This window comes from Streptomyces sp. NPDC059695, assembly GCF_042733785.1.
Classification (GTDB): domain Bacteria; phylum Actinomycetota; class Actinomycetes; order Streptomycetales; family Streptomycetaceae; genus Streptomyces.
The window spans coordinates 1-18,354 of record NZ_JBHWFF010000047.1; the positions used below are offsets into that span (position 1 = coordinate 1).

Genomic DNA, 18,354 nt, shown 5'->3' on the forward strand with positions numbered 1-18,354 from the left:
GGGGCGGGGGGGGGCGCGGGGGGGGGGGGGGCGGGGGGGGCGGGGGGGGGGGGGGGCGGGGGGGGGGCGGGGGGCGCGCCCGGCCGCCCCCCCGGGGGCACGCCCGCCGGCCGCCGGGGGGCCCGGCGGTACGTTTCTGCTGTGCCCTCGCCGAGGGTCAGTTGTCCTCGTGGGCGACCGCGCGGCGCGCGTCCGCGTCCAGGACGCCCCAGCTGATCAGCTGCTCGGTGAGGACCGAGGGGGACTGGTCGTAGATGACGGCGAGCGTGCGCAGGTCGTCCTGACGGATCGACAGCACCTTGCCGTTGTAGTCGCCGCGCTGCGACTGGATCGTCGCCGCGTAGCGCTGGAGCGGGCCGGCCTTCTCCTGCGGGACGTGCGCGAGGCGCTCCAGGTCCAGGACCAGCTTCGGCGGCGGCTCGGCGGCCCCGCCCGGAGTCGTGCCCGGCAGGAGCTCCTGCACCGGCACCCCGTAGAAGTCGGCCAGCTCGGCAAGACGCTGCACGGTCACCGCGCGGTCTCCGCGCTCGTACGAGCCGACCACGACGGCCTTCCAGCGGCCCTGGGACTTCTCCTCCACCCCGTGGAGGGAGAGACCCTGCTGGGTGCGGATGGCGCGGAGTTTGGCCCCGAGCTGCTTTGCGTATTCGCTGGACATAACGCTCCCGGACGCTGTGACGACATGCGGCTGCGCCGCGCGGCTGGTAACTCACTGTGAGGTTACGCAGCGTTACACCTACCCGTCAAGCCGAATGGTCCGTACCGGCCCCTCCCGGGGGACGGCGCCCGGAGGGGCGACGGGGGTGTGCGGGAAAGTCCGTCCCACCCCTGGTAGAGTGAACGGCGCAAATCCGACGTCCTTTAAGAGCCGTCCCGTGAGGCGGAGAAGGAGGTCCGTTTTCCATGGACACTCAGCAGCAGTACGGCGATGACGCGCGGCCCGTTCTCGAGGCCCCCGACATCGCGCGGGTCCTGACCCGCATCGCCCACGAGATCGTCGAGCGCGCCAAGGGCGCGGACGACGTGGTTCTGCTCGGCATTCCCACCCGCGGCGTCTTCCTCGCCCGCCGGCTCGCCGAGAAGCTCGCATCGATCACCGGCGCCAAGATCCCGGTCGGTTCCCTCGACATCACCATGTACCGGGACGACCTGCGGCTGAAGCCCGCCCGCGCCATCGGTCGCACCGAGATCCCCGGTGACGGCATCGACGGCCGCCTCGTCGTCCTCGTCGACGACGTGCTCTTCTCCGGCCGCACCATCCGCGCCGCCCTCGACGCCCTCGGCGACATCGGCCGCCCGCGCGCCGTCCAGCTCGCGGTCCTCGTCGACCGCGGCCACCGCGAGCTCCCGATCCGCGCCGACTACGTCGGCAAGAACCTCCCCACGTCGCTGCGGGAGACGGTCAAGGTCCAGCTCGCCGAGGAGGACGGTCGCGACACCGTCCTGCTCGGCTCCAAGCCCGCCTCCTAGCCGGGCCGGCTTCCCGCCGGGGCCGGGGCACACCCCTGTGCCCCCGCATGCCCTCACACCTCCCCACCACGGAGAGAAACCCCGATGATGCGTCACCTCATCTCGGCCGCCGACCTCACCCGCGACGACGCCGTCCAGATCCTCGACACCGCCGAGGAGATGGCCCGGGTGGCCGACCGGCCCATCAAGAAGCTCCCGACCCTCCGCGGCCGGACCGTCTGCAACCTCTTCTTCGAGGACTCCACCAGGACCCGGATCTCCTTCGAGGCCGCCGAGAAGCGCCTCTCCGCCGACGTGATCAACTTCGCGGCCAAGGGCTCCAGCGTCTCCAAGGGCGAGTCCCTCAAGGACACCGCGCAGACCCTGGAGGCCATGGGCGTCGACGCGGTCGTCATCCGGCACAGCGCGTCCGGCGCCCCCTACCGGCTCGCCACCTCCGGCTGGATCGACGCCCCCGTCATCAACGCCGGCGACGGCACCCACCAGCACCCCACCCAGGCCCTCCTCGACGCCTTCACCATGCGCCGCCGCCTCGTCGGCCGCGACGCCGGCCTCGGCCAGGACCTCGCCGGCAAGCGCATCACGCTGGTGGGCGACGTCCTGCACAGCCGCGTCGCCCGCTCCAACGTCGACCTGCTCCACACCCTCGGCGCCGAGGTCACCCTGGTGGCCCCGCCCACCCTCGTCCCCGTCGGCGTCGAGACCTGGCCCTGCGACGTCTCGTACGACCTCGACAGCGTGCTGCCGAAGTCCGACGCGGTCATGATGCTGCGTGTGCAGCGCGAGCGGATGAACGCCGCCTTCTTCCCGACCGAGCGCGAGTACTCGCGCCGCTACGGGCTGGACGGCGAGCGGATGGCGAAGATGCCCGAGCACGCCATCGTCATGCACCCCGGCCCGATGGTCCGCGGCATGGAGATCACCGCCGAGGTCGCCGACTCCGACCGGTGCACGGTCGTCGAGCAGGTCGCCAACGGCGTCTCCGTCCGGATGGCGGTCCTCTACCTGCTTCTGGGCGGCAACGAGTCCGCCGTCAGCCACACCCGCCCTCCCGTCGCCCACCACCCTTCTGACGAGCGCTCCGCGCACACCGCCGATCTGGAGACGAAGTAACCATGAGCAAGATCCTCATCCGCGGTGCGCAGGTCCTCGGCGGCGACGTCCTGGACGTCCTCGTCGACGGCGAGACGATCGCCGAGGTCGGGACCGGACTCTCCGCCGAGGGCGCGACCGTGATCGAGGCCGACGGCCAGATCCTGCTGCCCGGCCTGGTCGACCTCCACACCCACCTCCGCGAGCCCGGCCGCGAGGACTCCGAGACCGTCCTCACCGGCACCCGCGCCGCGGCCTCCGGCGGCTACACCGCCGTCTTCGCCATGGCCAACACCCACCCCGTCGCCGACACCGCCGGCGTCGTCGAGCAGGTCTGGCGCCTCGGTCAGGAGGCCGGCTACTGCGACGTCCAGCCCATCGGCGCCGTCACCGTCGGCCTGGAGGGCAAGAAGCTCGCCGAGCTCGGCGCCATGCACGACTCCGCCGCCGGCGTCACGGTCTTCTCCGACGACGGCAAGTGCGTCGACGACGCCGTGATCATGCGCCGCGCCCTGGAGTACGTGAAGGCCTTCGGCGGCGTCGTCGCCCAGCACGCCCAGGAGCCCCGCCTCACCGAGGGCGCCCAGATGAACGAGGGCATCGTCTCCGCGGAGCTGGGCCTCGGCGGCTGGCCCGCCGTCGCCGAGGAGTCGATCATCGCCCGCGACGTCCTCCTCGCCGAGCACGTCGGCTCCCGCGTCCACATCTGCCACCTCTCCACCGCAGGCTCCGTCGAGATCGTCCGCTGGGCCAAGTCCCGGGGCATCGACGTCACCGCCGAGGTCACCCCGCACCACCTCCTCCTCACGGACGAGCTGGTCCGCTCGTACAACCCGGTCTACAAGGTCAACCCGCCGCTGCGCACCGAGAAGGACGTCCTCGCCCTGCGCGAGGCGCTCGCCGACGGCACCATCGACATCGTCGCCACCGACCACGCCCCGCACCCGCACGAGGACAAGGACTGCGAGTGGGCCGCGGCCGCCATGGGCATGGTCGGCCTGGAGACCGCCCTCTCCGTCGTCCAGCAGACGATGGTCGAGACCGGCCTCCTCGACTGGGCCGGCGTCGCCGAGCGGATGTCCTTCGCCCCCGCCCGCATCGGAGCGGCCAAGGGCCACGGACGACCCGTCTCGGCAGGTGAGCCCGCGAACCTGACGCTGGTCGATCCGGCTTACCGTGGTGTCGTGGACCCCGCGGACTTCGCCTCCCGCAGCCGCAACACCCCCTACGAGGGCCGCGAGCTGCCGGGACGCGTCACCCACACCTTCCTGCGGGGCCGGGCAACGGTCGTGGACGGGAAGCTGGCGTGACACCACTCATCGCAATCGCCGCAGAGGCTGCCGAGCAGAAGTCGGCGGAGGTGACCGACTGGGCCGGACGGCTCGGCTGGGTCGCCGGACTGCTCCTCTTCGTCGTCTTCGTGTACTGGCTGATGCGCCAGGGATGGAAATGGCGGGGCAGCCTCCAGTCGGACCTCCCCGAGCTGCCCACCGCGCCGGACACCACCGGTGAGGCGAGACTGACTCTCAGCGGGCGCTACCACGGGTCCACGACCGCCGGGCAGTGGCTCGACCGGATCGTCGCCCACGGCCTCGGCACCCGCAGCCGCGTCGAGCTGACGCTCACCGACGCCGGGCTCGAGGTCGTCCGCCCCGGGGCGAACGACTTCTTCGTCCCGGCCGAGGCCCTGCGCGAGGCCCGCCTCGACAAGGGCATCGCCGGCAAGGTCCTCGCCGAGGGCGGCCTGCTGATCGTCACCTGGGCGCACGGCGACAAGCTGCTCGACTCCGGCTTCCGGTCCGACCGGGCGGCCGAGCACACCGCCTGGGTCGAGGCCATCAATTCCATGATCAACACGACGGAAGGCATCGCACGATGACGACCTCCACCAGGGGAGCCGCCAAGACTCCCGCCGTACTCGTCCTGGAGGACGGCCGCGCCTTCCGCGGCCGCGCCTACGGGGCCGTGGGGGAGACCTTCGGCGAGGCCGTGTTCTCCACCGGCATGACCGGCTACCAGGAGACCCTCACCGACCCGTCGTACCACCGCCAGGTCGTGGTCATGACCGCCCCGCACGTCGGCAACACCGGCGTCAACGACGAGGACCCCGAGTCCGGCCGCATCTGGGTCTCCGGCTACGTCGTCCGCGACCCCGCCCGCGTCTCCTCCAACTGGCGCGCGCAGCGCTCGCTGGACGAGGAGCTGGTCCGCCAGGGCGTCGTCGGCATCTCCGGCATCGACACCCGCGCCCTCACCCGCCACCTGCGCGAGCGCGGCGCCATGCGCGTCGGCATCTTCTCCGGCGACGCCCTCGCCGACGAGGCCGCGCTGCTCGCCAAGGTCCAGGCGCAGCCCCTGATGAAGGGCGCGAACCTCTCCGCCGAGGTCGCCACCAAGGAGACGTACGTCGTCCCCGCGATCGGCGAGAAGAAGTTCACCGTCGCCGCCGTCGACCTCGGCATCAAGGGCATGACCCCGCACCGGATGGCCGAGCGCGGCATCGAGGTCCACGTCCTCCCCGCCACCGCCACCGCCGAGGACATTTACGCGGTGAACCCGGACGGCGTCTTCTTCTCCAACGGCCCGGGCGACCCGGCCACCGCCGACGGCCCCGTCGCCGTCATGCGGGCGGTCCTGGAGCGCAGGACCCCGCTCTTCGGCATCTGCTTCGGCAACCAGATCCTCGGGCGCGCCCTCGGCTTCGGCACCTACAAGCTGAAGTACGGCCACCGCGGCATCAACCAGCCGGTCCAGGACCGCACCACCGGCAAGGTCGAGGTCACCGCGCACAACCACGGCTTCGCCGTCGACGCGCCCCTCGACAAGGTCTCGGACACCCCCTACGGGCGCGCCGAGGTCTCCCACGTCTGCCTGAACGACCAGGTCGTCGAAGGCCTCCGGCTGCTCGACCAGCCGGCCTTCTCCGTCCAGTACCACCCCGAGGCGGCCGCGGGCCCGCACGACGCCGCGTACCTCTTCGACCGCTTCGTATCCCTCATGGAGGCCGAGCGTGCCTAAGCGCACCGATATCCAGTCCGTCCTGGTCATCGGCTCCGGCCCGATCGTCATCGGCCAGGCCGCCGAGTTCGACTACTCCGGCACCCAGGCCTGCCGCATCCTCAAGGCCGAGGGCCTGCGGGTGATCCTGGTCAACTCCAACCCGGCCACGATCATGACCGACCCGGAGATCGCCGACGCCACGTACGTCGAGCCGATCACCCCCGAGTTCGTCGAGAAGATCATCGCCAAGGAGCGCCCCGACGCCCTCCTGCCCACCCTCGGCGGCCAGACCGCGCTCAACACCGCGATCTCCATGCACGAGCAGGGCGTCCTGGAGAAGTACGGCGTCGAGCTCATCGGCGCCAACGTCGAGGCCATCAACAAGGGCGAGGACCGCGACCTCTTCAAGGGCGTCGTCGAGGCCGTCAAGGCCAAGATCGGTTACGGCGAGTCCGCCGCCTCGGTGATCTGCCACTCCATGGACGACGTCCTCAAGGGCGTCGAGACGCTCGGCGGCTACCCCGTCGTCGTCCGCCCCTCCTTCACCATGGGCGGCGCCGGCTCCGGCTTCGCCCACGACGAGGACGAGCTGCGCCGCATCGCCGGCCAGGGCCTCACGCTCTCCCCGACCACCGAGGTGCTCCTGGAGGAGTCCATCCTCGGCTGGAAGGAGTACGAGCTGGAGCTCATGCGCGACAAGCACGACAACGTCGTGGTCGTCTGCTCCATCGAGAACTTCGACCCGATGGGCGTCCACACCGGTGACTCGATCACCGTCGCCCCGGCGATGACGCTCACCGACCGCGAGTACCAGCGGCTCCGCGACATCGGCATCGCGATCATCCGCGAGGTCGGCGTCGACACCGGCGGCTGCAACATCCAGTTCGCGATCAACCCGGACGACGGCCGGATCATCGTCATCGAGATGAACCCGCGCGTCTCCCGCTCCTCGGCGCTCGCCTCCAAGGCGACCGGCTTCCCGATCGCCAAGATCGCGGCCCGCCTCGCCGTCGGCTACACGCTGGACGAGATCCCGAACGACATCACGGAGAAGACCCCGGCGTCCTTCGAGCCCACGCTCGACTACGTCGTCGTCAAGGCCCCGCGCTTCGCCTTCGAGAAGTTCCCGCAGGCCGACTCCACCCTCACCACCACCATGAAGTCGGTCGGCGAGGCCATGGCCATCGGCCGCAACTTCACCGAGGCGCTGCAGAAGGCCCTGCGCTCCCTGGAGAAGAAGGGCTCGCAGTTCACCTTCGTGGGCGAGCCCGGCGACAAGGCGGAGCTGCTGCGCGAGTCGGTCCGCCCGACCGACGGCCGCATCAACACCGTCATGCAGGCCATCCGCGCCGGCGCCACCCCGCAGGAGGTATTCGACGCCACGAAGATCGACCCGTGGTTCGTCGACCAGCTCTTCCTGATCAAGGAGATCGCCGACGAGCTGGCCGCCGCCGAGAAGCTCCACCCCGAGCTGCTCGCCGAGGCCAAGCGCCACGGCTTCTCCGACGCCCAGATCGCCGAGATCCGCGGCCTGCGCGAGGACGTCGTCCGCGAGGTCCGGCACGCCCTCGGCGTCCGCCCGGTCTACAAGACGGTCGACACCTGCGCCGCCGAGTTCGCCGCCAAGACCCCGTACTTCTACTCCTCGTACGACGAGGAGAGCGAGGTCGCCCCGCGCGAGAAGCCCGCGGTGATCATCCTGGGCTCCGGCCCGAACCGCATCGGCCAGGGCATCGAGTTCGACTACTCCTGCGTCCACGCCTCCTTCGCCCTGAGCGACGCCGGCTACGAGACCGTGATGGTCAACTGCAACCCGGAGACCGTCTCGACGGACTACGACACCTCCGACCGCCTGTACTTCGAGCCGCTGACGCTGGAAGACGTGCTGGAGATCGTCCACGCCGAGACCCTCGCCGGCCCCGTCGCCGGTGTCGTCGTCCAGCTCGGCGGCCAGACCCCGCTGGGTCTGGCGCAGGCGCTCAAGGACAACGGCGTGCCGGTCGTCGGCACCTCCCCGGAGGCCATCCACGCCGCCGAGGACCGCGGCGCCTTCGGCCGCGTCCTCGCCGAGGCCGGGCTCCCCGCGCCGAAGCACGGCACCGCGACCACCTTCGCCGGCGCCAAGGCCATCGCCGACGAGATCGGCTACCCCGTCCTCGTGCGCCCCTCGTACGTGCTCGGCGGCCGCGGCATGGAGATCGTGTACGACGAGGCCCGCCTGGAGTCGTACATCGCCGAGTCCACCGAGATCAGCCCCACCCGGCCGGTCCTGGTCGACCGCTTCCTCGACGACGCCATCGAGATCGACGTCGACGCGCTCTACGACGGCGAGGAGCTCTACCTCGGCGGCGTCATGGAGCACATCGAGGAGGCCGGCATCCACTCCGGCGACTCGGCCTGCGCCCTGCCCCCGATCACCCTCGGCGGCTTCGACATCAAGCGCCTGCGCGCCTCCACCGAGGCCATCGCCAAGGGCGTCGGCGTCCGCGGCCTGATCAACATCCAGTTCGCCATGGCCGGTGACATCCTCTACGTCCTGGAGGCCAACCCGCGCGCCTCCCGGACCGTCCCCTTCACCTCGAAGGCGACCGCCGTGCCGCTGGCGAAGGCCGCCGCCCGCATCTCGCTGGGCGCCACCGTCGCCGAGCTGCGCGCCGAGGGCCTGCTCCCGAAGACCGGCGACGGCGGCACCCTGCCGCTCGACGCGCCGATCTCCGTCAAGGAGGCCGTCATGCCGTGGTCGCGCTTCCGCGACGTGCACGGCCGCGGCGTCGACACCGTCCTCGGCCCGGAGATGCGCTCCACCGGCGAGGTCATGGGCATCGACGCGGTCTTCGGCACGGCCTACGCCAAGTCGCAGGCCGGCGCCTACGGCCCGCTGCCCACCAAGGGCCGCGCGTTCATCTCCGTCGCCAACCGCGACAAGCGCTCGATGATCTTCCCGGCCCGGGAGCTCGTCGCCCACGGCTTCGAGCTGCTCGCCACCTCCGGCACCGCCGAGGTCCTCAAGCGCAACGGCATCAACGCCACGGTCGTCCGCAAGCTCAGCGAGGGCGAGGGCCCGAACGGCGAGAAGACCATCGTCCAGCTCATCCACGACGGCCAGGTCGACCTGATCGTCAACACCCCGTACGGCACCGGCGGCCGCCTCGACGGCTACGAGATCCGTACGGCCGCGGTGGCGCGCAGCGTCCCCTGCCTCACCACGGTCCAGGCGCTCGCCGCGGCCGTCCAGGGCATCGAGGCGCTGGGCCACGGCGACGTGGGCGTCCGCTCGCTCCAGGAGCACGCGGAGCACCTGACCGCGGCCCGCGACTAGCAGCCCGTACGAGGAGGGGGACACCGGCAGGACCTGCGGTGTCCCCCTCGTCATGAGCACACCTGGACGACAGACCCATGTACAAGTTCTTCTTCAACCTGGTCTTCAAGCGGATGGACCCCGAGCAGGCCCACTACACGGCCTTCCGCTGGATCCGCCTCGCCGCCCGCACCCCGGTCCTGCGCACCTTCGTCGCGGCCGTCCTCGCGCCCCGGTACAGGGAACTGCGCACCGAGGCCCTCGGCCTGCGGATGCACGGCCCCTTCGGCCTCGCCGCCGGCTTCGACAAGAACGCGGTCGCCATCGACGGCATGTCGATGCTCGGCTTCGACCACGTCGAGATCGGCACCGTCACCGGCGAGGCCCAGCCCGGCAACCCCAAGAAGCGGCTCTTCCGGCTCGTCCCGGACCGCGCCCTGATCAACCGCATGGGCTTCAACAACGAGGGCTCCGCCGCCGTCGCCGCGCGCCTGGCCGCCCGCAGGGCGGTCTTCCGGACGACCGTCGGCGTCAACATCGGCAAGACCAAGGTCGTGCCCGAGGCCGAGGCCGCCGCCGACTACGTGAAGTCCACCGAGCGCCTCGCCGCGCACGCCGACTACCTCGTGGTGAACGTCTCCTCCCCGAACACCCCGGGCCTCCGCAACCTCCAGGCCACCGAGTCCCTGCGCCCGCTCCTCACGGCCGTCCGCGAGGCCGCCGACCGCACGGTCACCGACCGCCGCGTCCCCCTCCTGGTCAAGATCGCCCCCGACCTGGCCGACGAGGACGTCGACGCGGTCGCCGACCTCGCCCTGGAGCTCGGCCTCGACGGCATCATCGCCACCAACACGACCATCGCGCGCGAGGGCCTCGGCCTGAAGTCCGACCCGGCGCTGGTCAAGGAGACCGGCGGCCTGTCCGGCGCGCCCGTCAAGGAGCGCTCCCTGGCCGTCCTGCGCCGCCTCCACGCGCGCGTGGGCGACCGCCTGGTCCTGGTGGGCGTCGGCGGCATCGAGAACGCCGAGGACGCCTGGCAGCGGATCCTCGCCGGCGCCACCCTCGTCCAGGGCTACAGCGCCTTCATCTACGAGGGCCCGTTCTACGCCCGCGCGATCCACAAGGGCCTGGCCGCGCGCCTCGCGGCCTCCCCGTACGCCACCCTCGCCGAGGCCGTCGGCGCCGACAACCGAAAGGCCGCCTCGTGACCCTCTCCTTCGGCACCCGCCTGCGCTCCGCCATGGACGAGCGCGGTCCGCTCTGCGTCGGCATCGACCCGCACGCCGCGCTGCTCGCCTCCTGGGGCCTGAACGACGACATCGCCGGCCTGGAGCGCTTCACCTTCACGGTCGTCGAGGCCCTCGCCGGGACCGTCGCGGTCTTCAAGCCGCAGTCCGCCTTCTTCGAGCGCTTCGGCTCGCGCGGCATCGCCGTCCTGGAGCGCGCCACGGCCGATCTGCGCGCGGCGGGCGGCCTGGTCGTCATGGACGCCAAGCGCGGCGACATCGGCTCCACGATGGCGGCCTACGCGGAGACCTTCCTGCACAAGGACTCCCCGCTCTTCTCCGACGCGCTGACGGTCTCCCCGTACCTCGGCTACGGCGCCCTGAAGCCGGCCGTCGACCTGGCGCGGGAGTCCGGTGCCGGCCTCTTCGTGCTGGCCCTCACCTCCAACCCGGAGGGCGCGGAGGTCCAGCGGGCGGTCCGCGAGGACGGCCGCACCATCGGCGCGACGATGCTCGCCCACCTCGCCGAGGAGAACGCGGGGGAGACCCCGATGGGCTCCTTCGGCGCGGTCGTCGGCGCCACCCTCGGCGATCTGTCCTCCTTCGACCTGGACATCAACGGGCCGCTCCTCGCCCCCGGCATCGGCGCGCAGGGCGCGACCCCCGCTGACCTCCCGGCCGTCTTCGGCGCCGCGGTCGGCAACGTGGTCCCGAACGTCAGCCGCGGGGTCCTCCGGCACGGCCCCGACGTGGCCGCCCTGCGGGACTCGGCTCACCGGTACGCGGACGAGATCCGCTCGGCCGTCGCCGGCTGACGGGTCTCCCGGACAATCCGCAGGTCGGAGGGGACGGGCCGCCCGATGGTGAGCCGTCTCACCACTTGACGAAAACTTGGCTCAAAACCGGGTCGTTATGCCGGAAAAGTCCTGGTCGGTCGATGCTGACCAGGACTTTTCCTCTGTTCTCGCTGACTGGAGCGGCCTCGGCCGCTAGTCTCCGGGGCAGAGCAGGCGTTCAACGGCCACTCCGTTGCACGTTGCTCCACTGGTGTGGGGCGTCAGGTTCCTCACCGGTCCGTATCCGACAGATCGACATCCGAGGTGACGTAGGCGTGGCTCTTCCGCCCCTTACCCCTGAACAGCGCGCAGCCGCGCTCGAAAAGGCCGCCGCGGCTCGCCGGGAGCGGGCCGAGGTCAAGAATCGACTCAAGCACTCCGGCGCCTCCCTCCACGAGGTCATCAAGACGGGCCAGGAGAACGACGTCATCGGCAAGATGAAGGTCTCCGCGCTCCTTGAGTCCCTGCCCGGCGTCGGCAAGGTCCGTGCCAAGCAGATCATGGAGCGGCTCGGCATCTCCGAGAGCCGCCGGGTGCGCGGTCTCGGCTCCAACCAGATCGCCTCCCTGGAGCGCGAGTTCGGCAGCACCGGCGCCTGATCGGCGGCCGGACCGGCCTCGGATCCGGGACACGCGTCCCGGGCATGCCGGTAAAGCTGGAATAATCGCTGCATGGCAGCAGAGGTACGTCCGCGGCTGACCGTGCTCTCCGGCCCCTCAGGGGTCGGCAAGAGCACGGTCGTCGCTCATATGCGCAAGGTCCACCCCGAGGTCTGGCTCTCGGTGTCGGCGACGACACGCAAGCCCCGCCCCGGCGAGAAGCACGGCGTCCACTACTTCTTCGTCACGGACGACGAGTTCGACAAGCTGATCGCCAACGGTGAGCTCCTCGAGTGGGCCGAGTTCGCGGGCAACCGCTACGGCACCCCCCGCGGCGCGGTCCTGGAGCGGCTGGACTCCGGAGAGCCCGTGCTCCTGGAGATCGACCTCCAGGGCGCCCGTCAGGTGAAGGACTCCATGCCGGAGTCCCAGCTGGTCTTCCTGGCCCCGCCGAGCTGGGAGGAGCTGGTGCGCCGCCTCACCGGCCGCGGCACCGAGTCGCCCGAGGTCATCGAGCGCCGTCTGCAGGCCGCCAAGATCGAGCTGGCCGCCGAGTCCGAGTTCGACAGCACCCTCGTCAACACCTCCGTCGAGGACGTCGCACGCGAGCTGCTAACGTTGATGCACGTTGTCTGATCTTTTTTCCATCTTCGGAAGGTAGAGCGTGTCCTCTTCCATCACCGCGCCCGAGGGCATCATCAACCCGCCGATCGACGAGCTGCTCGAGGCCACGGACTCGAAGTACAGCCTCGTGATCTACGCGGCCAAGCGCGCGCGTCAGATCAACGCGTACTACTCCCAGCTCGGCGAGGGCCTGCTGGAGTACGTGGGTCCGCTGGTCGACACCCACGTCCACGAGAAGCCGCTCTCGATCGCCCTGCGGGAGATCAACGCGGGCCTGCTGACCTCCGAGAAGATCGCGGACCCCGCTCAGTAGAGCAATCCACGTTGTAACGCTTGTCACCACAGGCCCGGCGGACCATCCGCCGGGCCTGTGGTGTCTGATGGAGTCGTACGCATCCGAGTGCGGGGAGTCGTGGAAGTCGTGTCCGAGCCGAAGGTCGTCCTGGGCGTGAGCGGCGGCATCGCCGCCTACAAGGCGTGCGAGCTGCTCCGCCGGCTCACCGAGTCGGGCCACGACGTGCGCGTCGTCCCCACCGACTCCGCACTGCACTTCGTCGGCGCGGCGACCTGGTCCGCGCTCTCCGGGAACCCCGTCTCCACCGAGGTGTGGGACTCGGTCCACGAGGTCCCGCACGTGCGGATCGGCCAGGCCGCCGACCTCGTCGTCGTCGCCCCCGCCACCGCCGACATGCTCGCCAAGGCCGCCCACGGCCTCGCCGACGACCTGCTCACCAACACCCTGCTCACCGCGCGCTGTCCGGTCGTCTTCGCCCCGGCCATGCACACCGAGATGTGGGAGCACCCGGCGACCCAGGAGAACGTGGCCACCCTGCGCCGCCGCGGCGCCGTCGTCATCGAGCCCGCCGTCGGCCGCCTCACCGGCGTCGACACCGGCAAGGGCCGCCTCCCGGACCCGGCGGAGATCTTCGAGGTCTGCCGCCGGATCCTGGCCCGCGGCGACGCGGCCCCCGACCTCGCGGGCCGCCACGTCGTCGTCAGCGCCGGCGGCACCCGCGAACCGCTCGACCCCGTCCGCTACCTCGGGAACCGCTCGTCCGGGAAGCAGGGCTACGCCCTCGCGAAGGCCGCCGCCGCCCGGGGTGCCCGGGTCACCCTGGTGGAGGCGAACACCGGCATCGCGGACCCGGCCGGGGTCGACGTGGTCCACGTCGGCACCGCCGTCCAGCTCCGCGAGGCGGTGCTCAAGGCCGCCGCCGACGCCGACGCGGTCGTCATGGCCGCCGCCGTCGCCGACTTCCGCCCGGCCGTCTACGCCCCCGGCAAGATCAAGAAGACGGACGACGGGGGCGCGCCCACCATCGAGCTCGTGCGCAACCCCGACATCCTGGCCGAGCTGGCCGCCGACCGGGCCCTGCCCGGCCAGGTGGTCGTCGGTTTCGCCGCCGAGACCGACGACGTCCTCGCCAACGGCCGCGCGAAGCTCCGCCGGAAGGGCTGCGACCTCCTCGTCGTCAACGAGGTGGGGGAGCGCAAGACCTTCGGCTCCGAGGAGAACGAGGCCGTCGTCCTCGCCTCGGACGGCGCCGAGACCCCCGTACCGTACGGGCCGAAGGAAGCGCTCGCCGAGACGGTCTGGGACCTGGTCCTGCCGCGGCTGCGCCCCGTGACCTGACGCATCACGGCCCGCCCGGGACGGTGGCGCGATCCCGCTCCCCGACGACGTGAAACGCCGTCCCGGGAGTGATTTGCGCCCCACCCGAGTGGGCAGCTCTGCCTTGCCGGAGGCCGGTTCCGGCTGTCCACTGGCATTCGCCAGGCGAGACACCTGGTCCATTGTCCGACCACGACCGATAGACTGTTCGTGGAACGTCGCGGGGCGCAGCCCCCTGCCGGTCCGCGTCACGAGTAGCCAGCAGCCGCTGCAACCCCAGGGAGCGTTGTGTCCCGTCGTCTGTTCACCTCGGAGTCCGTCACCGAGGGCCACCCCGACAAGATCGCTGACCAGATCAGCGACACCATCCTCGACGCACTGCTGCGCGAGGACCCCACGTCGCGCGTCGCCGTCGAGACGCTGATCACCACCGGCCTGGTGCACGTCGCCGGTGAGGTCACCACGAAGGCGTGGGCGGACATCCCGACCCTCGTCCGGAACAAGATCCTCGAGATCGGTTACGACTCCTCGAAGAAGGGCTTCGACGGCGCCTCCTGCGGCGTGTCGGTGTCCATCGGATCCCAGTCCCCGGACATCGCCCAGGGCGTGGACACCGCGTACGAGTCGCGGGTCGAGGGCGCCTCCCAGAGGGGCGAGGACGACGAGCTCGACAAGCAGGGCGCCGGCGACCAGGGCCTGATGTTCGGCTACGCGTCGGACGAGACCCCCGAGCTGATGCCGCTGCCGATCCACATCGCGCACCGCCTCTCCCGGCGTCTCACCGAGGTCCGCAAGAACGGGACCATCCCGTACCTGCGCCCCGACGGCAAGACCCAGGTCACCATCGAGTACGACGGCGACAAGGCCGTCCGCCTCGACACGGTCGTCGTCTCCTCGCAGCACGCCTCGGACATCGACCTCGAGTCGCTGCTCGCGCCCGACATCCGCGAGTTCGTCGTCGAGCACGTGCTGAAGCAGCTCGTCGAGGACGGCATCAAGCTCGACACCGACGGCTACCGCCTGCTCGTGAACCCGACCGGCCGCTTCGAGATCGGCGGCCCGATGGGCGACGCCGGCCTCACCGGCCGCAAGATCATCATCGACACCTACGGCGGCATGGCCCGTCACGGTGGCGGCGCCTTCTCCGGCAAGGACCCGTCCAAGGTCGACCGCTCGGCCGCCTACGCCATGCGCTGGGTCGCCAAGAACGTCGTCGCCGCCGGCCTCGCCGCGCGCTGCGAGGTCCAGGTCGCCTACGCGATCGGCAAGGCCGAGCCCGTCGGCCTCTTCGTCGAGACCTTCGGCACCAACACCGTCGAGAACGAGAAGATCGAGAACGCCATCGCCGAGGTCTTCGACCTCCGCCCGGCCGCGATCATCCGCGACCTCGACCTGCTCCGCCCGATCTACTCCCAGACCGCCGCCTACGGCCACTTCGGCCGTGAGCTGCCGGACTTCACCTGGGAGCGCACGGACCGCGTGGACGCCCTGAAGCAGGCCGCCGGCCTGTAGTCCCAGGCCTGAGGCTTCGGAGCCCGGTACCCCGTGGGGGTGCCGGGCTCCGGCCATGTCCGGCTGTCGGTGGCGTCTGGTAGGTATGGGGCTGTGAGCAGCGAGAACGAGAAGTCCGACGAGCCCGAGCAGCTCGCGCTCATCCGGGAGACCGTACGGAGCGCGAAGGTGCCGCGGGCCAAGCCCCGGACCTGGCGCGGGGCCGCGCTGGCCAAGGAGCTGCCCGTCGCGCGGGTCGTCGTGAACAAGGGCGCCCTCCACCTCGACCAGTTCTTCGACTACGCGGTCCCCGAGGAGCTCGACGAGACCGCACGGCCCGGTGTGCGGGTCCGGGTGCGGTTCGGGGCGGGCGCCCACCAGGTGCGGGGCGGCCGGCGGGAGGGCGGCCGGCTCATCGACGGATTCCTCGTGGAACGGCGCGCCGAGTCCGACTACTCGGGGCCGCTCGCCGCGCTCGCCGACGTCGTCTCACCCGAACCGGTGCTCGGACCGGAGCTGCTCGGCCTGGCCCGAGCCGTCGCCGACCGGTACGCGGGAAGCCTCGCCGACGTCCTCCAGCTGGCCGTCCCCCCGCGGAACGCCACCGCCGAGCGCAAGCCCTCGCCCGCGCCGCTGCCGCCGCCCGCGGCGCCGGATCCCGGCAGCTGGACGCGGTACGACCGCGGTCCCGCGTTCCTGGACTCCCTCGCGCGCGGCGGGGCGCCCCGGGCCGTGTGGAACGCGCTGCCGGGGCCGCACTGGGCCGAGGAGATCGCCCGGGCCGTCGCCGCCACCCTCGCCTCCGGGCGGGGCGCGCTCGTCGTCGTCCCCGACGGGCGGGCCGTCGGCCGGGTCGACGCGGCCCTGAACGAGGTCCTGGGGGCGGGCCGGCACGCGGTCCTCACCGCCGAGGCGGGCCCCGAGAAGCGGTACGCGCAGTGGCTCGCCGTGCGGCGCGGCGCCGTGCGGGCCGTCGTCGGCACCCGGGCCGCGATGTTCGCCCCCGTGCGGGACCTGGGTCTCGCCGTCATCTGGGACGACGGCGACGGCAGCCACAGCGAGCCGCACGCCCCCCAGCCGCACGCCCGCGACGTGCTGCTGCTGCGCGCCGCCCACGACCGCTGCGCCTTCCTCCTCGGCTCCACCGGCTGCACCGTCGAGGCCGCCCAGCTCGTCGAGTCCGGCTGGGCCCAGGCGCTGGACGCCGGACGCGAGCAGGTCCGCAGGGCCGCCCCGCTGATCCGGACCGTCGGCGACGGCGAACTCGCCCGGGACGAGGCCGCGCGCGCCGCCCGGCTGCCCTCGCTGGCCTGGCAGACCGTACGGGAGGGGCTCAAGACCGGGCCGGTGCTCGTGCAGGTCCCCCGCCGGGGGTACGTGCCGAGGCTGGCCTGCGAGCGCTGCCGCACCCCCGCCCGCTGCCGGCACTGCGCCGGGCCCCTGGAGGCCCCCGAGCAGCAGGAGCTGCGGTGCGGCTGGTGCGGCCGAGGCGCCCCCGACTGGCACTGCGTGGAGTGCGGCTCGACCCGGCTGCGGGCCCAGGTGGTCGGCGCCCGGCGGACCGCGGAGGAGCTCGGCCGGGCCTTCCCCGCCGTGCCGGTACGGACCTCCGGCCGCGACCACGTCCTGGACAGCGTGCCCGGGCGCCCCGCGCTGGTCGTCTCGACCCCCGGTGCCGAACCCGTGGCCGAGGGCGGCTACGCCGCCGCGCTCCTCCTCGACGGCTGGGCGCTGCTCGGCCGCCCCGACCTGCGCGCGGGCGAGGAGGCGCTGCGCCGCTGGATCGACGCGGCCTCCCTGGTCCGGGGCCAGGCCGAGGGCGGCACCGTCGTCGTGGTCGCCGAACCGACCCTCCGGCCGGTGCAGGCGCTCGTCCGCTGGGACCCGGTCGGGCACGCCCGGCGGGAGCTCGCCGAGCGGGCCGAGCTGGGCTTCCCGCCGGTCTCCCGGATGGCCGCCGTCAGCGGGCCTCCGGAGGCCGTCGAGGGCTTCCTCGCCGGGGCGGGGCTCCCCGCCGACGCCGAGGTCCTCGGGCCGGTCCCGCTGCCCGTCGTCCGTCCCGGCGGGCCGCGCAGACCGGGCGACCCGCCGCCGGGGGAGCAGTGGGAGCGGGCCCTGGTCCGGGTGCCGCCGGGCAGCGGGGCGGCCCTGGCGGCCGCCCTGAAGCAGGCCCGGGCGGGGCGCCTGGCGCGCGGCGGCGGGGATCCGGTGCGGATCCGGGTCGACCCGCCGGACATCGGCTGACGGACGCGGCCGCGCCCCGTGAGGTGCGGCCGGCTCCGGTCGCCGCTCCGCACCGGGCGCCGGCCCACCGGCCGGGCGGGTCCCGGCACGCCACGGCCGCCCGGCCCCGGGACGGGGCGGGCGGCCGTGGCGGAAGCGGACTCGGGCGGGCGTCAGCCGTTGCGCGGGCCGGGGAAGGCCGGCGGACGGGGGTCCTCGCGGAGGGTGGCGCTGCCCGAGGTGGGCTGCGGCGGCATCGAACGGGCCGCGGGGACCGTGGGCAGCGTCCGGGTCGTGCCCGGCTCCACCACGTGCTCCTGCTCCACGGGGGCCGCGCCCGGCTGGGGCGCGCGCCGGGCGCCGTACCGGCGGTGGACGGCCTGCTTGGTGACCCCGAGCGCGGAACCCACCGCGTCCCAGGAGAAGCCGAGCGAGCGGTCGAAGTCGACCGCCGCGGTCACCAGGGTCTCGACACTGTCCCGCAGCTCCTGGGCGAGACGTACGGTCGGGGCGGGCGCGCGCCCGTAGACGACGAAGCCCGTCGACGGGCCGGAGCGGCGAGGGCGGTAGACATTGCCCAGCTGGGCCGTGAGCGTGCGCAGTGCGTCCACCTGCCGCCGGACCCTCTCGATGTCCCGCACCAACAGATGCAGACTTGCCCGGGCTTGGGCGTCGTGGGTTGCGTGGTCGGCCATGTGAAAGCCTCTCGAACCGGCGTGTAAGGGGGCGGGCCGCGGCGGGGGGACAGCGGCCCGATTCGGTCAATCTCTCTTGACCAACGCGCCACCGGGAGTTGGGTCACGCTGCGGGGGCGTACACGCATATGCGCGGGGCGCTCGACCTCCCGTACGCCCCCTCGGCCACCGGACGCCTAGACTGGTGC

General features: G+C 72.4%; 16 protein-coding genes. 14 read left to right on the top strand and 2 right to left on the bottom strand.

Translation table 11 applies throughout. The annotated features are described in order from the left end of the window. Nucleotides 1-157: 157 nt before the first annotated feature. On the bottom strand, nucleotides 158-658 hold the full coding sequence (gene bldD / locus ACFV2S_RS34655) for a transcriptional regulator BldD (RefSeq protein ID WP_017242229.1): 501 nt from the start codon (nucleotides 656-658) through the stop codon (nucleotides 158-160). 245 nt (nucleotides 659-903) lie between these two features. Between bldD and pyrR the strand changes: the two genes are divergently transcribed. From pyrR to ACFV2S_RS34725, 14 genes are all read left to right on the top strand, one after another. Further along, the gene (gene pyrR / locus ACFV2S_RS34660; protein WP_385568887.1) at nucleotides 904-1,470 is read left to right on the top strand and encodes a bifunctional pyr operon transcriptional regulator/uracil phosphoribosyltransferase PyrR; all 567 of its coding nucleotides are present in this window, start codon (nucleotides 904-906) and stop codon (nucleotides 1,468-1,470) included. 84 nt (nucleotides 1,471-1,554) lie between these two features. Further along, nucleotides 1,555-2,583 carry an aspartate carbamoyltransferase catalytic subunit gene (locus ACFV2S_RS34665; protein WP_385568891.1) on the top strand — a complete coding sequence of 343 codons (1,029 nt, stop codon included), beginning with the start codon at nucleotides 1,555-1,557 and terminating at the stop codon, nucleotides 2,581-2,583. Between the two features lie 2 nt (nucleotides 2,584-2,585). Continuing rightward, entirely contained in the window at nucleotides 2,586-3,872 is a 1,287-nt protein-coding gene (locus tag ACFV2S_RS34670; protein WP_385568894.1) for a dihydroorotase, read from the top strand. Then, the gene (locus ACFV2S_RS34675) at nucleotides 3,869-4,441 is read left to right on the top strand and encodes a hypothetical protein (RefSeq protein ID WP_383792393.1); all 573 of its coding nucleotides are present in this window, start codon (nucleotides 3,869-3,871) and stop codon (nucleotides 4,439-4,441) included. The genes ACFV2S_RS34670 and ACFV2S_RS34675 overlap by 4 nt, the downstream gene beginning before the upstream one ends. After that, complete coding sequence (gene carA, locus ACFV2S_RS34680) at nucleotides 4,438-5,580, top strand: glutamine-hydrolyzing carbamoyl-phosphate synthase small subunit (RefSeq protein WP_385568901.1); 1,143 nt, start codon at nucleotides 4,438-4,440, stop codon at nucleotides 5,578-5,580. Before ACFV2S_RS34675 ends, carA begins: the two co-directional genes overlap by 4 nt. Continuing rightward, nucleotides 5,573-8,881, top strand: coding sequence for a carbamoyl-phosphate synthase large subunit (carB, locus tag ACFV2S_RS34685; protein WP_385568906.1), 3,309 nt, complete (start codon nucleotides 5,573-5,575; stop codon nucleotides 8,879-8,881). The genes carA and carB overlap by 8 nt, the downstream gene beginning before the upstream one ends. Before the next feature lie 77 nt (nucleotides 8,882-8,958). After that, nucleotides 8,959-10,068 (top strand): quinone-dependent dihydroorotate dehydrogenase, encoded by a 1,110-nt coding sequence (locus tag ACFV2S_RS34690; RefSeq protein ID WP_385568909.1) that lies wholly within the window; start codon nucleotides 8,959-8,961, stop codon nucleotides 10,066-10,068. Further along, nucleotides 10,065-10,901 carry an orotidine-5'-phosphate decarboxylase gene (gene pyrF / locus ACFV2S_RS34695; protein WP_385568913.1) on the top strand — a complete coding sequence of 279 codons (837 nt, stop codon included), beginning with the start codon at nucleotides 10,065-10,067 and terminating at the stop codon, nucleotides 10,899-10,901. Before ACFV2S_RS34690 ends, pyrF begins: the two co-directional genes overlap by 4 nt. A 296-nt stretch (nucleotides 10,902-11,197) precedes the next feature. Then, entirely contained in the window at nucleotides 11,198-11,521 is a 324-nt protein-coding gene (locus ACFV2S_RS34700; RefSeq protein ID WP_030204477.1) for an integration host factor, read from the top strand. Nucleotides 11,522-11,593: 72 nt separating this feature from the next. Further along, nucleotides 11,594-12,157 (top strand): guanylate kinase, encoded by a 564-nt coding sequence (gene gmk, locus ACFV2S_RS34705; protein WP_385568919.1) that lies wholly within the window; start codon nucleotides 11,594-11,596, stop codon nucleotides 12,155-12,157. A gap of 28 nt (nucleotides 12,158-12,185) precedes the next feature. Beyond that, on the top strand, nucleotides 12,186-12,458 hold the full coding sequence (gene rpoZ, locus ACFV2S_RS34710) for a DNA-directed RNA polymerase subunit omega (RefSeq protein WP_046907460.1): 273 nt from the start codon (nucleotides 12,186-12,188) through the stop codon (nucleotides 12,456-12,458). A 108-nt stretch (nucleotides 12,459-12,566) separates the two neighbouring features. Beyond that, the gene (gene coaBC / locus ACFV2S_RS34715; RefSeq protein WP_383792378.1) at nucleotides 12,567-13,778 is read left to right on the top strand and encodes a bifunctional phosphopantothenoylcysteine decarboxylase/phosphopantothenate--cysteine ligase CoaBC; all 1,212 of its coding nucleotides are present in this window, start codon (nucleotides 12,567-12,569) and stop codon (nucleotides 13,776-13,778) included. Between the two features lie 267 nt (nucleotides 13,779-14,045). Further along, entirely contained in the window at nucleotides 14,046-15,269 is a 1,224-nt protein-coding gene (gene metK, locus ACFV2S_RS34720) for a methionine adenosyltransferase (RefSeq protein WP_385568927.1), read from the top strand. 93 nt (nucleotides 15,270-15,362) lie between these two features. Further along, the gene (locus ACFV2S_RS34725) at nucleotides 15,363-17,492 is read left to right on the top strand and encodes a primosomal protein N' (protein WP_385568931.1); all 2,130 of its coding nucleotides are present in this window, start codon (nucleotides 15,363-15,365) and stop codon (nucleotides 17,490-17,492) included. Between the two features lie 152 nt (nucleotides 17,493-17,644). Here the strand turns inward: ACFV2S_RS34725 and ACFV2S_RS34730 are convergent, their stop codons facing one another. Then, the gene (locus ACFV2S_RS34730; RefSeq protein WP_385568934.1) at nucleotides 17,645-18,166 is read right to left on the bottom strand and encodes a hypothetical protein; all 522 of its coding nucleotides are present in this window, start codon (nucleotides 18,164-18,166) and stop codon (nucleotides 17,645-17,647) included. Nucleotides 18,167-18,354 lie beyond the last annotated feature (188 nt).

Coding starts and splice junctions, on each gene's coding strand:
- carA (WP_385568901.1), top strand. CDS start 4,438: ATGACGACCTCCACCAGGGGAGCCGCCAAGACTCCCGCCGTACTCGTC.
- ACFV2S_RS34670 (WP_385568894.1), top strand. CDS start 2,586: ATGAGCAAGATCCTCATCCGCGGTGCGCAGGTCCTCGGCGGCGACGTC.
- gmk (WP_385568919.1), top strand. CDS start 11,594: ATGGCAGCAGAGGTACGTCCGCGGCTGACCGTGCTCTCCGGCCCCTCA.
- ACFV2S_RS34665 (WP_385568891.1), top strand. CDS start 1,555: ATGATGCGTCACCTCATCTCGGCCGCCGACCTCACCCGCGACGACGCC.
- ACFV2S_RS34690 (WP_385568909.1), top strand. CDS start 8,959: ATGTACAAGTTCTTCTTCAACCTGGTCTTCAAGCGGATGGACCCCGAG.
- ACFV2S_RS34730 (WP_385568934.1), bottom strand. CDS start 18,166: ATGGCCGACCACGCAACCCACGACGCCCAAGCCCGGGCAAGTCTGCAT.
- pyrR (WP_385568887.1), top strand. CDS start 904: ATGGACACTCAGCAGCAGTACGGCGATGACGCGCGGCCCGTTCTCGAG.
- bldD (WP_017242229.1), bottom strand. CDS start 658: ATGTCCAGCGAATACGCAAAGCAGCTCGGGGCCAAACTCCGCGCCATC.